12 protein-coding genes are annotated in these 12318 nt (G+C 72.8%); 7 read left to right on the forward strand and 5 right to left on the reverse strand.

The features are described from left to right. Nucleotides 1–118: 118 nt before the first annotated feature. On the reverse strand, nucleotides 119–292 hold the full coding sequence (locus ACFWVV_RS18520; RefSeq protein ID WP_384346948.1) for a hypothetical protein: 174 nt from the start codon (nucleotides 290–292) through the stop codon (nucleotides 119–121). 298 nt (nucleotides 293–590) lie between these two features. On the opposite strand from ACFWVV_RS18520, the gene ACFWVV_RS18525 reads away from it, so the two are divergent. From ACFWVV_RS18525 to ACFWVV_RS18540, 4 genes are all read left to right on the forward strand, one after another. Next, the gene (locus tag ACFWVV_RS18525; RefSeq protein ID WP_384346951.1) at nucleotides 591–1904 is read left to right on the forward strand and encodes an NYN domain-containing protein; all 1314 of its coding nucleotides are present in this window, start codon (nucleotides 591–593) and stop codon (nucleotides 1902–1904) included. Between the two features lie 197 nt (nucleotides 1905–2101). Beyond that, nucleotides 2102–3088 (forward strand): ABC transporter ATP-binding protein, encoded by a 987-nt coding sequence (locus ACFWVV_RS18530; protein WP_384347191.1) that lies wholly within the window; start codon nucleotides 2102–2104, stop codon nucleotides 3086–3088. Nucleotides 3089–3213: 125 nt separating this feature from the next. After that, entirely contained in the window at nucleotides 3214–3960 is a 747-nt protein-coding gene (locus tag ACFWVV_RS18535; RefSeq protein ID WP_384347194.1) for an ABC transporter permease, read from the forward strand. A 116-nt stretch (nucleotides 3961–4076) separates the two neighbouring features. Further along, on the forward strand, nucleotides 4077–4889 hold the full coding sequence (locus ACFWVV_RS18540; protein WP_384346953.1) for an ABC transporter permease: 813 nt from the start codon (nucleotides 4077–4079) through the stop codon (nucleotides 4887–4889). Nucleotides 4890–4937: 48 nt separating this feature from the next. Here the strand turns inward: ACFWVV_RS18540 and ybaK are convergent, their stop codons facing one another. The 4 genes from ybaK to ACFWVV_RS18560 all read right to left on the reverse strand — a co-directional run bounded on the left by ybaK (nucleotide 4938) and on the right by ACFWVV_RS18560 (nucleotide 9067). Then, the gene (gene ybaK, locus ACFWVV_RS18545; RefSeq protein WP_384346956.1) at nucleotides 4938–5438 is read right to left on the reverse strand and encodes a Cys-tRNA(Pro) deacylase; all 501 of its coding nucleotides are present in this window, start codon (nucleotides 5436–5438) and stop codon (nucleotides 4938–4940) included. Between the two features lie 17 nt (nucleotides 5439–5455). Next, nucleotides 5456–6307: an LON peptidase substrate-binding domain-containing protein gene (locus ACFWVV_RS18550; protein WP_384346960.1), complete on the reverse strand. Its 852-nt coding sequence runs from the start codon at nucleotides 6305–6307 to the stop codon at nucleotides 5456–5458. Then, on the reverse strand, nucleotides 6265–7341 hold the full coding sequence (locus tag ACFWVV_RS18555) for a hypothetical protein (RefSeq protein ID WP_384346963.1): 1077 nt from the start codon (nucleotides 7339–7341) through the stop codon (nucleotides 6265–6267). Before ACFWVV_RS18555 ends, ACFWVV_RS18550 begins: the two co-directional genes overlap by 43 nt. Before the next feature lie 178 nt (nucleotides 7342–7519). Then, nucleotides 7520–9067 carry an oxidoreductase gene (locus ACFWVV_RS18560; RefSeq protein WP_384347197.1) on the reverse strand — a complete coding sequence of 516 codons (1548 nt, stop codon included), beginning with the start codon at nucleotides 9065–9067 and terminating at the stop codon, nucleotides 7520–7522. A 206-nt stretch (nucleotides 9068–9273) separates the two neighbouring features. Here ACFWVV_RS18560 and hisD point away from each other — a divergent pair, with 206 nt between their 5' ends. Genes hisD through hisB form a run of 3 tightly spaced genes read left to right on the forward strand, consistent with a single transcriptional unit; the run spans nucleotide 9274 to nucleotide 12316 of the window. Continuing rightward, nucleotides 9274–10623, forward strand: coding sequence for a histidinol dehydrogenase (gene hisD, locus ACFWVV_RS18565; RefSeq protein WP_384346966.1), 1350 nt, complete (start codon nucleotides 9274–9276; stop codon nucleotides 10621–10623). Continuing rightward, on the forward strand, nucleotides 10620–11726 hold the full coding sequence (locus tag ACFWVV_RS18570; protein WP_384346969.1) for a histidinol-phosphate transaminase: 1107 nt from the start codon (nucleotides 10620–10622) through the stop codon (nucleotides 11724–11726). The genes hisD and ACFWVV_RS18570 overlap by 4 nt, the downstream gene beginning before the upstream one ends. Further along, nucleotides 11723–12316 (forward strand): imidazoleglycerol-phosphate dehydratase HisB, encoded by a 594-nt coding sequence (gene hisB, locus ACFWVV_RS18575; RefSeq protein ID WP_384346972.1) that lies wholly within the window; start codon nucleotides 11723–11725, stop codon nucleotides 12314–12316. The genes ACFWVV_RS18570 and hisB overlap by 4 nt, the downstream gene beginning before the upstream one ends. Nucleotides 12317–12318 lie beyond the last annotated feature (2 nt).

The raw sequence follows: 12318 nt of genomic DNA on the forward strand, positions 1-12318 counted from the left end.
CGCGCTCAGCACAAGAAGAGGCACCGCGGCTCAGCACAAGAAAAGGCACCGCGCTCGGCACAAGAAAAGGCGCGCCCCCTGTGCACGGGGGGCGCGCCTCCTACTTTTCAGCAGTCAATCAGTTGTGCCCAAAACGGCGCTGGTGCTTGCGGGCCACATCGGCAGGGCTGCCCTGCGCCGGGGACTGCGTCTGCGTTTCCGCCTGGAAGGAACTGGCCTTCTCGGCCTGCTGCGAAGCACGGTCCTGCGGCGAGGCCTGCTTGTTCTTGTCGCGGTTCTTGTTCTTGGCCATGGAATGCCTCCTGAAAGGTCTCGGTGCCAGGGCCGGGACCAGACAAACACAGCAGAACATTCCGCGCATTTTGGATCATTGCCGTACGTAATCGGGCGTACGGGGACGCCATCGGGAGTAACTTCCGCAGGAACTTCGCTCCCCGCCACTCCGATGATCGAGTTCCGGCCGTTAAGCCCCCCGAGGTCGGGCAGACTCGAAGGAAACCCGTATGCCTGCCGACCCTTAGTCCTGTGGCTTCCGGTGATTCGACGCATGTCGAAGTACCGCGCGCCATTTCCGAGGTTCCAGAAAGAGGGTGGAACGCGTGGACCGCTGCGTCGTCCTGGTGGACGCCGGCTACTTGCTGGGCGCCGCCGCGAGTCTGCTGGCCGGGGAGCCGGCCCGCTCGCGCATCACCGTCGATCACGCCGCCCTCATCCAGGGCCTGCGCGAACGCGCCGAGGCCGATGCGCAGCAGCCGCTGCTGCGCATCTACTGGTTCGACGGCGCCCCCGACCGGGTTCCCCAGCCCGAACACCGCAGGCTGCGCGTGATGTCCCGGGTCACCGTCCGGCTCGGCGCCCTGACCCGCAGCGACGGCCGCTGGGCACAGAAGGGCGTGGACGCGGCCATGCACGCGGAACTCACGGAGCTGGCCAGAAATCGCGCCTGCTCCGATATTGTGCTGGTCACCGGGGACGGTGATCTGCTACCCGGGCTGATGTCCGCCAAGGAGCACGGCGTCGCCGTCCACCTCTGGGCCGTGCAGGCCGCCGACGGCGACTACAACCAGTCGGAGGACCTGGTCGCGGAGGCCGACGAGCGCCGGGTCCTGGACCGGGCGTGGATCACCCGGGCGGTACGGGCCAAGGAGTACGGCGGGATCTGTGCCCCGCCGCCGGCGCCCCGCCCCGAGATCGCCGCCATCCTCTCGGCGCCGCTGCCCGAATCCGCGCTGGCCGCCCAGGCCGAGGCACGGGCCAGGGCCGAGGCGCAGGCGCGCGTCGAGGTCCGCGAGACCGCTGCCTCCCGCAACGGCAGCGCCGCGGCCGCCCCCCAGGCCCCCGCCCGCAACGGCTCCGAGGCGCCGGCCGCCGGTCCGGCCAGGGGTGTGCCCACGCCCAAGGACCTGGCCGGGCTGCGCGGCCCCGGCACCCATCCCGCCGCGCACCCGCAGCATCCGCAGACCCCGCAGCAGGCCAACGCCACGCTGCGCTGGTCCTCCGACAAGGGCTGGGCGGAGCGCCCCGGCGGCTCCTCGCTGGGCGAACCGCCGGAGACGGCCTCGCTGCCCACCCTCGCCCAGCTCACCAGCGCCGAGCAGCGCTGGGCGGACCGCGAGGAGGACATCACCACCGTCGGCGGCGACCCCTTCGAGGTGGGCCAGGTCTTCGCCCGCCGCTGGATGGAACGCCTGCCGGAGCCAGGACACACCCAGAAACTGTCGACCATGTACCCGCGCATCCCGCACCGCATCGACGGGGAGCTGCTGCGCTACGCGGCCCGGTTCGGGCTGCTCGCCCACAAGGACGACCAGATCGACGAGCACGACCGGTACGCGATCCGGGCGGGGTTCTGGCGGGAGATCGACGTACGGGCGGCGGCCGAGCACGTCGCCGTCGCCGAATAGGCGCGCCCGGCCGGGCCGCTGCCGCCGCGGAGCCCCGCCCGGCCCCGCGGCGTGCGACGAAGAGCCGCGCCCGAAGGGGCGCCGCCACCCCCGGGGGCGATTTGGGACTTTGGTACCGCGTAGGCTCGTGGCTCGTGAGCAAGGGCGTAGCAGGGGTGACAGCGGGGCCGGGCGGGCAGCCGCGCGAGCGGGACGCTGTGTGCGTGGTGCACGACCTGGTCAAGGTCTATCCCGCGGCGCGGGCCCGGCGCGGAGCGCCCGCCGTGCCCGAGGTCCGGGCCAGCGACGGCATCTCGCTGACGGTGCGCCGCGGCGAGATCTTCGGGCTGCTCGGACCCAACGGAGCGGGCAAGACCACCCTCGTACGACAGCTGACGGGCCTCATGCGGCCGGACTCGGGCCGGGTCGACGTCCTGGGCCACGACCTCGTGCGCCACCCCGAACGGGCCGCCAGGCTGCTCGCCTACCTCGGCCAGGAGAGCACCGCGCTCGACGAGCTGACCGTGTCGCTGGCCGTGGAGACCACCGGCCGGCTGCGCGGGCTGAGCGCCAGGGACGCACGCGCCGAGCGCGACGACGTACTCGCAGAACTCGGGCTGACCCCGCTCGCGGGCAAGCCCCTGAAGAAGCTCTCCGGCGGGCAGCGGCGGCTGGCGTGCTTCGCGACCGTACTGGTCGGGGAGCGTCCGGTCCTGGTGCTGGACGAGCCGACCACCGGCATGGACCCGGTCGCCAGGCGCGCGGTCTGGGCGGCCGTCGACCGCCGCCGTGCCGAGCGCGGCGCGACGGTGCTGCTGGTCACCCACAACGTCATCGAGGCCGAGACGGTCCTGGACCGGGTCGCGGTGCTGGAGCGCGGGCGGGTCATCGCCTGCGACACCCCCTCCGGGCTCAAGGCCCAGGTCGGCGAGGACGTACGGGTGGAACTGGTGTGGCGGGAGCGGGCTCCGCTGGAGGTGCCCGAAGTGGCCGCCCTGCGCGGCCTCGGAGACGGCAAGGTGCAGGAATCGGGGCGCCGCTGGGTGCTCAGGCTGGCGCCGGACGAGGCACGGGCCGCGGTCGCCGCGGTCACCGGAGGTGCGGCCTTCGCCTCCCTCGACGACTTCACGCTGGCCACGCCGAGCCTGGAGGACGTCTACCTCGCGCTCGGCGGCGGGCGAACGGAAGGGCTGGTCAAGGCGTGAGTACGGTGTCGGGCGTCGAGACGGGCGGAAGGGCTGCGGGCGTGCGGCGGGCCACGGGAAAGGCGGCGGGGGAAACCTGCGGGGCCGGGGACTTTGGTGCTGCCGGGGAGCCGGGAGCGGCCGAGCTGGCGCCGCGGGCGCGGTTCCTGCCGTCGCTCGCCGCCGTCTACCGGGCCCAGCTCTCCCGGGCGCGGGTGGCGCGCATCCCGCTGCTCTTCGTGGCGACCTTCCAGTCCGTCGGGATCATGATCCTGATGCGCGGGGTCGTCGACGGCGGCGGCGAGGCGCGTGCCGTGGTGGCCGGATCGAGCGTGCTGGTCGTCGCCTTCGTCGCGCTGAACCTGCTGGCCCAGTACTTCGGCCAGCTGCGGGCCAGTGGCGGGCTCGACCACTACGCGACACTGCCGGTGCCGCCGGCGGCCGTGGTGCTGGGGGCGGCCGGCGCGTACGCCTCCTTCACCGTGCCCGGCACGCTCGTCACGGCGGGCATCGGCTGCGTGCTCTTCGGGCTGCCGGCCGGCCACCTGTGGGTACTGGTGGCGGTGATCCCGCTGGCGGGGGCGGCGCTCGCCGGACTCGGGGCGGCGCTCGGACTTCTCGCTCCGAGGCCCGAACTGGCCACACTGCTCGGCCAGCTGGGCATGTCGGCGGCGCTGCTGCTCGGGGTGCTGCCCGCCGAGCGGATGCCCGCACCGATCTCGTACGCCCGCGATCTGCTGCCGTCGACGTACGGGGTGGAAGCCTTCGCCCGAACCTTCGACGCGCGTCCCGACTGGGCGGCGGTCGGCGTGGACCTCGCCGTGTGCGCGGCGGTCGGCGTGGTGTCCCTGGCGGTGGCCACCTGGGCCTACCGCCGGGCGGCGGTGCGCTGAAGCCCGGCGTGCTCCGGAGGGGGGCGTCCGCCGGGCGGCGGTGCGCTGAAGCCCGGGGTGCTTCCGAGAGGGCGTCCGGTGAGGCGGGTACCGGGGGTGCCTGGCACGATGTCAGGGTGACCGCACCTCTGACACCGCCTCACCAGCCCTCGCCCCACGACCCCTGGCAGACGCCTGCCGCAGCCGGGGCGACGTACGACGTGACCTCCTCCGGTGACGGGACCGATCCCGCGGAGCCCGGCCTGCCGACCGAGATCCGGCGGGCCGTGGTGGTGATGGTGGTCATGGCGGTGGCCGGGCTGCTGCTGGGGCTCCTGTGGGCGTGGCTGGCGCCGAAGGTGCCGCTGGTGTCCACGGACAAGGCCGTCTTCCTCCAGGACACCGAGGGGGAGGCGGCGGCCGGGGCGGACGGCACGTTCGTCCTGCTCAGTGTGGCCTTCGGCGTGCTCAGTGCGGTGACCGTCTTCTGGCTGTACCGCAGGGGCGGGATCCCGCTGGTGATCGCGCTGCTGGTGGGCGGGCTGATGGGGGCCTGGCTGGGGTGGCTGACCGGGGAGTGGTTCGGCCCCTCGGCCGACGTGGTCGCCCGGGCGAAGACGGTGGGGGTCGGGGAGGCCTTCGAGGCGCCGTTGAAGCTGGGGGCGAAGGGGGTGCTGCTGGCTTGGCCGTTCGTGGCGGTGCTGGTGCACTTGGGGCTCACGGCGATGTGGGGGGTGCGGGATCCGGAGCCGGAGTGGGGGTACGAGGGGGTTTACGGCGGGCCCGGGTTGGCTCAGGGAGTGGGCCATGCCCCGGGCCCGGTTGACGATGCGGCGCAGTCCCCGGGGGCCGTGCGGGATGCGGCCCAGGCCCATCGTCTGGTCAAGGGGCCCGTGGAGGATTCGGCCCCGGAGCCGGGTTCCGGGTGGGAGGCCGGGCCTCCGCGATAGGTGCGTCGCGGTTGTTCGCGCAGTTCCCCGCGCCCCTGGCGGGGTGGGCTACGGGCGGGCGATGGGGGCGAGGGTGGCGTCGGTGAGGGTGGTGAGGTCGGTGGGGGTGAGTTCGACTTCCAGGCCGCGGCGGCCCGCCGAGACGCAGACCGTGGGGTGGTGGAGCGCCGAGTCGTCCAGCACCGTGCGGAGTTTCTTGCGCTGGCCCAGCGGGGAGATGCCGCCGCGGACGTAGCCCGTGGTGCGCTCGGCCGCCGCGGGGTCCGCCATCGTCGCGCGCTTGCCGCCCACCGCCGAGGCGAGCGCCTTGAGGTCCAGGGAGCCGGCCACCGGCACCACCGCCACCGTGAGCGTGCCGTCGACGTCCGCGACCAGGGTCTTGAAAACCCGGTCCGGGGTGACGCCGAGGGCCTCGGCGGCCTCCTCGCCGTAGGAGGCGGCGGCCGGGTCGTGTGTGTACGCGTGCAGCGTGTACGCCGTGCCCGCCGCCGTCAGGGCCACTGTCGCGGGGGTGCCGCCGGCCGCCTGAGACTTGCTCTTCTTCGCCAACGTGCGCGGCCCTTCGGTCAGTTGGGGCAGGTGGGGGCCCGGGTGAGGGCTTCCGCCGGGATGGAGGGGAGGTGGCGGATCAGCGCCGTCTCGCTGCGCAGGATGGTCAGTTCCTCGCGGAGCCTGGTGGCGGTGTCCGGGGCCTGGAGCAGGCGCTGTCTGGTCGGGGTGTCGAGCATCGTCGCCGCCGCCACCAGGTAGGAGACGACCGACGGCTCGTCGGGGAGGTCGGCCGAGGTGGTCAGGGTCGCCTCGCGGGCCCCGGCCAGCCGCTTCTGGTACTGGCGGAACGCGCGCAGCACCCCCTCGGCGAGCGCACCCGCCTCGTCGCCCGGGTCCTCCTCCAGCCCCTCGAGCTCGGCCACCAGATAGGGGCCGCTCGCGTCCACGGACAGGAGCCTGACCCGCTTCGTACCGGTGGCGAGCACCTCGAAGCTGCCGTCCTCGCGTTCGCGGATGGTCGCCGCGTCCGCGACGCAGCCCACCCGGTGGAACGCCTGGATCGGGTCCTTGCCGAAGCCCGCCGAAGGACCGCGCTCGGACATCACCGTCGGGTCGTCGGGCATGCCGGTGGCGGTCCTGGCGGTCTCCCTGCCGTCGCGGATCGCGACGACGGCGAACCGGCGGGCCCCGTCGTCGTCGGACGCCCCGGCGCCGAGCGCGCCTGCGGAGCCGTCGTCGGGTCCCCCGGATCCGGGAGCCGACTTCAGCAGATCGCGCATCATGGCGCGATAACGCTCCTCGAAGACGTTCAGCGGCAGGACGAGGCCGGGGAACAGCACCGAGTTCAGCGGAAAGAGCGGAAGGCGAACGGTGGTCACAATGCTCAAGCGTAATGGCCGTTCGACCTGCTGCGGCCGGGAGACCACTTGCGGGCCCCCAGCGCCCCGGTGCGGCCCGTCGTGAGCGGCGGCCGGGAGTCCCCCAGGGAGCGGGCCCTCTCCCGCACCTCGTGGAAGCGGCCGAGCGGGTCCTCGGTCAGCGACGCCCACGGAAAGGACGTCGCGTACGGCCCGATCAGCTGGAACTGCTCCAGGGCCTGGGTCCAGCGCTCCCTGCTGACCAGCACGTATGCGAGGAGGTTGCGCACCTCGGCCGCCCACGGGTCGCCGCCGGCGTACTCCGCCGAGAGCGCGATCGCCAGATCGGCCGCTTTGTCGATCCGGGCGAGGAGGTCGTGGGTGGCGGCGGTGGGGGAGGCCGCGGCGGCGCCGAAGTCGTCGGAGAGCAGGAGGAACGCGGCCCGCACCGGCAGTGCCTGGATGAGGGAACCGGGCAGCGCGTCGTCGGCCGCCTGCTCGGCGAAGTCGAAGCACTCGCGGTACGTCGAGCCCTGTGCGGCCAGATACCGCAGGGCCGCCACATGGCAGCCGTAGTGGTGCGAGGAGCGGCGGATCGCCTGGCCCCACAGGGCCTCGAACGTGTCGTGCGCGGCCATGCTGCCGCGCGCGTGGTCCAGCGCGATGCGCCAGGGCACCGGATCGCAGGGCGCGCCCGCCGCCGCCGCGTCGATCAGCGCGCCCGCCGGCCGCAGCCGGTCGGCCGGTGCCGGGGACTCCAGAGCCCTGCGCACCTCCAGCTCCGCCTTGACCAGCAGCGCGTCCGGGTCGTGCGGGGCGGCGAGCAGCCAGTCGGTGAGCCAGTCCTGGCGGTGACGCGCGAACGCGGCCAGCCGCAGCGTGTAGCGGTCGCGGTCCTCCCACTCGGCCCGCTCACGGGTCGTCGCGAGGAGCTCGGCGGCCGGGGCGTAGCCGCCCTGGGCGGCGGCGACGAGGGCGGGTGCGACCTGTGGGTCGGGGGCGTCGAGCAGCAGATCGTCGTCCGTCGCGGGCCCGGCGGCGGTGCGCGGCGCGGGGCGGCGGACCAGACGGGCGGAGCTCAGCAGCGCGCGAAGGAATGACATGGTTCAACCATTGAAAACCGCAGGTGAGCGGGGTGCCAGGGGTGGGCTGTGAAGCTTTGGTGGCGGCCGGAAGGTTGTACTGACCACGGTCAAGGGACGGTAAAGAAAGCAGGCGGAGGCGGAGGGTGTGTGGTGCCCCTGAAACGGCCCGGTGAACGAGGGTGCGGGCAAGGCCGCCTCAGCCACGGCGGAGCAGCCGGGAGGCACCGGCGGCGACCGTGGTGGCCAGGACCCAGCCGACCAGGATCAGGCCCGCGGACGCCCACTGCCAGCCGCCCTCCAGCCGCCAGTGGCCGTCCTGGCCGAGGTCGATGACGGGGATGAGCAGGTCGAGGGCGAACAGCGGGGCACTCCACTGCGGGTGCTCCGTGGCCTTGATGGGGGCGGGGTCGTAGCGGGCGAAGGCGAAGGTGCCCGCCGCCCACAGGACCGCCATCCACAGGGCCGCGCGTCCCGGCCGGTAACCGTAGGCGACCACCCAGTCCTGGAGGTAGCCCCACAGCTTTCCGGCCAGCGGGAGGGTCTCCCTGCGGCGGCGCTGCTTGGCGAGGAGCACCTCGCGGGCCTCGGAGTCCTCGCCGCCCGCCCGCTTCACCGCGGCGAGCCGCTCATAGGGTTCCGGCGCGTACTCGGGGGTCGCCGCCGTCACCCACTCCAGTCGGCGGGCCAGCGGGAAGTGGCCGAGCGGCACCAGGTTCTCGTACACGAAGCCACCCATCGACAGCATGCCGGGGCCCGGCCAGCTGGTGGACTTGTCGACCAGGGTGATGATCCGCGCCCCGGACAGCACCACCCTGCCCCGCTCGGGCCGCTCCGGCAGGAAGCGCAGCTCCGGGGTCTGGATGCGGCGCAGCGACAGTTCCTGGTCGTTCTCCAGCGTGAAGCGGGCGTCCTGCAGGTCGACGGCGTCACCGAACCGCCCGTCGTCCAGCCGCAGCCCGCCCTCGCACTCGAAGCGCTGGGCGCGCTGGCCGCGCACCGGGGTGTGACCGAGGCCGCGGCCGATGCCGTACGGCGGGGTGGTGTTGCCGTACGTGGACGAGGACAGGCCCGCAGGTGTGAGATAGAGCGTTCGTTCCACCGTGAGCTGCGGGGCGTTCAGGGCCCGCTTGCCGTACGGGTTGCGCAGATGGCTGCCGCGCAGGCTCAGCGAGACGCCGATCTTCGCGCCGCGCAGGCTGATCTCCCCATACGACTCGATCAGCTCGGCCTGCAGGTCCTGGCCGACGGACAGGCCGTCGGCCGCGATGGAGCGGTTGTTGCGGTCGCGGTGCACGACGACCTGGTTGATCAGCAGATCGGTGCCGATCTGGGCGTCGGTCAGCCGCATCCCGTTCTCGATCCGGCAGCGGGGGAGGTGCAGATCACCCTCGGTGTGCAGCCGGGCCGCCTCCAGCCTCGGCACCGCGCAGCCGACCAGGCGCAGAGTGGTGAACCGGCACTCGGGGAGCAGGATCTCACTGTCGAAGCGGCACCCGGTCAGCTCGACGTAAGGGCCCACCGTCCCCCCGGACAGGTCGAGCACCCCGGTGACCTGGACCCCGCGCAGTTTGAGCGCCGCGACCCGCCCGGGCAGCGCCTCGGGCCCGCTGAGCAGCAGCAGCGCCACCACCCTCGCGCGCACGGTGCGCTCCACCACCCAGGGGCGGTCCACCATCGGGTCGTCGGCCAGCGGGTTGTGCACCCGCAGGTCGTAGGTGTTGCCCTTGCGGAACGCGTGCCACATCCCCAGCTCCGCCGCGGTGAGCCAGTCCGGCGCCTGCGGGTCCCGTCGCGCGTCGGACACGGTGACCTCCCCTTGGATCCGCTACGTAACGCAGTGCACGCTAGTGGTCACCGGTGGCGTACGGGACAGGTGCTTCCCGCTGTGGCCTGTATCAGCCATTGATACGGGCGACCGTTGGCCGGAAGCGGTCTGAGAGAATTGAGCACGTGATCTCACGAATCGATCTGCGCGGCGGTGCCCTCCCCCAGGGTGCGGGCCTGCGCGACCTGCTGCCCCGAGCCGACTTCGACGTGACGGCCGCCCTGGAGAAGGTGCGTCCGATCTGCGAGGACGTGCATCATCGCGGCGACGCGGCGCTGATCGAGTACGCGGAGAAGTTCGACGGCGTGCGCCTCGAGCACGTCCGGGTCCCCGCGGAGGCGATCACCGACGCGCTGAAGACGCTGGACCCGAAGGTGCGCGCCGCGCTGGAGGAGTCGATCCGGCGCGCCCGCATCGTGCACCGCGCCCAGCGCCGTACGACGGAGACGACCCAGGTGGTGCCGGGCGGCACGGTCACCGAGCGGTGGGTGCCGGTGGACCGGGTCGGGCTGTACGCGCCCGGCGGCCGCTCGGTGTACCCGTCGTCCGTGATCATGGACGTGGTGCCGGCGCAGGAGGCCGAGGTCCCGTCGATCGCGCTGGCCTCGCCCGCCCAGAAGGAGTTCGGCGGTCTGCCGCACCCCACGATCCTGGCCGCCTGCGCGCTGCTCGGCGTGGACGAGGTGTACGCGGCGGGCGGTGCCACGGCCGTGGCGATGTTCGCGTACGGCACCGAGTCCTGCCCGAGCGCGCCGATGGTGATGGGCCCGGGCAACATCTGGGTCGCCGCCGCCAAGCGCTACTTCACGGGCGTCATCGGCATCGACTCCGAGGCGGGCCCCACCGAGATCGCCGTCCTCGCCGACGGCACGGCCGACCCCGTGCACGTCGCCGCCGACCTGATCAGCCAGGCCGAGCACGACCCGCTCGCCGCGTCCGTCCTGGTCACCACCAGCGAGGAACTGGCCGACGGGGTGGCCGAGGAGCTCCGGAGCCAGGTCGCGGTGTCCAAGCACCGCGACGAGCGGATCGTCCCGGCGCTCGCCGGCAAGCAGTCCGCGATCGTCCTCGTCGACTCGATCGAGGACGGGCTCGCGGTCGTCAACGCGTACGGCGCCGAGCACCTGGAGATCCAGACCGCAGACGCCGCCCGGGTGGCCGAAAAGGTGCGCAACGCAGGGGCGGTGTTCGTCGGCCCGTGGTCCCCCGTCTCGCTGGGCGACTACGCGGCCGGGTCGAACCACGTCCTGCCCACCGGCGGCTGCGCCTGCCACTCCTCCGGCCTCAGCGTGCAGTCCTTCCTGCGCGGCATCCACGTCGTCGACTACACGCGCGACGCCCTCGCCGAGATCACCGCCCACGTGGTGACGCTCGCCGAGGCGGAGGACCTGCCGGCCCACGGAGCGGCGCTCAAGGCGCGTTTTGCCGAAGGCGAACTGGACGGACCCAGTGGCTGGAAGGTGCCGCAGCAATGACCCGCATCGACGACCTCCCGATCCGCGACGAGCTGCGCGGCAAGTCCCCCTACGGGGCGCCCCAGCTCGACGTCCCCGTACGCCTCAACACCAACGAGAACCCCTACCCGCTGCCCGAGGCACTCGTCGACCGCATCGCCGAGCGCGTCCGCGAGGCCGCCCGGCACCTCAACCGCTATCCCGACAGGGACGCGGTCGAGCTGCGCACGGAACTGGCCAGGTACCTGACGAAGACCGCGGGTCACGACGTCACCGTCAGGCATCTCTGGGCCGCCAACGGTTCCAACGAGATCCTCCAGCAGCTCCTGCAGACCTTCGGCGGCCCCGGCCGGAGAGCCCTCGGCTTCGAGCCCTCGTACTCGATGCACGCGCTCATCTCGCGCGGCACAGGTACGGGCTGGATCTCCGGACCCCGCAACGACGACTTCACCCTCGACGTCGAAGCCGCGCGGAAGGCCATCGCCGAGCACCGGCCCGACGTCGTCTTCATCACCACCCCCAACAACCCCACCGGCACCGCCGTCGCGGCCGACACCGTCCTCGCCCTGTACGAGGCCGCCCAGGAGGCGAAGCCCTCCCTGGTCGTCCTCGACGAGGCGTACGCCGAATTCAGCCACCACGCCTCCCTCCTCCCGCTGATCGAGGGCCGCCCGAATCTGGTGCTCTCGCGCACCATGTCGAAGGCCTTCGGCGCGGCGGGACTGAGGCTCGGCTACCTCGCCGCCGACCCCGCCGTCGTCGACGCCGTGCAGCTGGTGCGGCTGCCGTACCACCTGTCGTCGGTCACCCAGGCCACCGCGCTGGCCGCGCTGGAGCACACGGACACGCTGCTCGGATACGTGGAGCAGCTCAAGGCCGAGCGCGACCGGCTGGTGACGGAGCTGGGCGCGGCCGGCTACGAAGTGACCGCGTCCGACGCGAACTTCGTGCAGTTCGGGCGCTTCGACGACTCCCACGCCGTGTGGCAGCAGATCCTCGACCGGGGCGTCCTGGTCCGGGACAACGGCGTACCCGGCTGGCTGCGCGTGACGGCCGGCACCCCCGACGAGAACGACGCGTTCCTGACAGCGGTGCGCGACCTCAAGAAGGAGCAGAGCTCATGAGCCGCATCGGACGCGTGGAGCGCACCACCAAGGAGACCTCCGTCGTCGTCGAGATCGATCTCGACGGCACCGGCAAGGTCGACGTCGCGACGGGCGTGGGCTTCTACGACCACATGCTCGACCAGCTCGGCCGGCACGGCCTCTTCGACCTCACGGTCAAGACCGACGGCGACCTGCACATCGACACCCACCACACCATCGAGGACACCGCCCTCGCGCTGGGCGCCGCCTTCAAGCAGGCGCTCGGCGACAAGGTCGGCATCTACCGCTTCGGCAACTGCACCGTCCCCCTCGACGAGTCGCTCGCCCAGGTCACCGTCGACCTCTCGGGACGCCCGTACCTCGTGCACACCGAGCCGGAGAACATGGCGCCCATGATCGGGTCGTACGACACGACGATGACCCGGCACATCTTCGAGTCCTTCGTCGCGCAGGCCCAGATCGCGCTGCACATCCACGTGCCCTACGGGCGCAACGCGCACCACATCGTGGAGTGCCAGTTCAAGGCCCTGGCGCGGGCACTGCGCTACGCCGCCGAGCGCGACCCGCGCGCGGCCGGCATCCTCCCCTCGACCAAGGGCGCCCTGTAGAC

Origin of the sequence: Streptomyces sp. NPDC058663, from assembly GCF_042716745.1 — a bacterium.
GTDB lineage: Bacteria > Actinomycetota > Actinomycetes > Streptomycetales > Streptomycetaceae > Streptomyces.

Coding starts and splice junctions, on each gene's coding strand:
- hisB (WP_384346972.1), top strand. CDS start 11,723: ATGAGCCGCATCGGACGCGTGGAGCGCACCACCAAGGAGACCTCCGTC.
- ACFWVV_RS18570 (WP_384346969.1), top strand. CDS start 10,620: ATGACCCGCATCGACGACCTCCCGATCCGCGACGAGCTGCGCGGCAAG.
- ACFWVV_RS18555 (WP_384346963.1), bottom strand. CDS start 7,341: ATGTCATTCCTTCGCGCGCTGCTGAGCTCCGCCCGTCTGGTCCGCCGC.
- ACFWVV_RS18560 (WP_384347197.1), bottom strand. CDS start 9,067: ATGTGGCACGCGTTCCGCAAGGGCAACACCTACGACCTGCGGGTGCAC.
- ACFWVV_RS18520 (WP_384346948.1), bottom strand. CDS start 292: ATGGCCAAGAACAAGAACCGCGACAAGAACAAGCAGGCCTCGCCGCAG.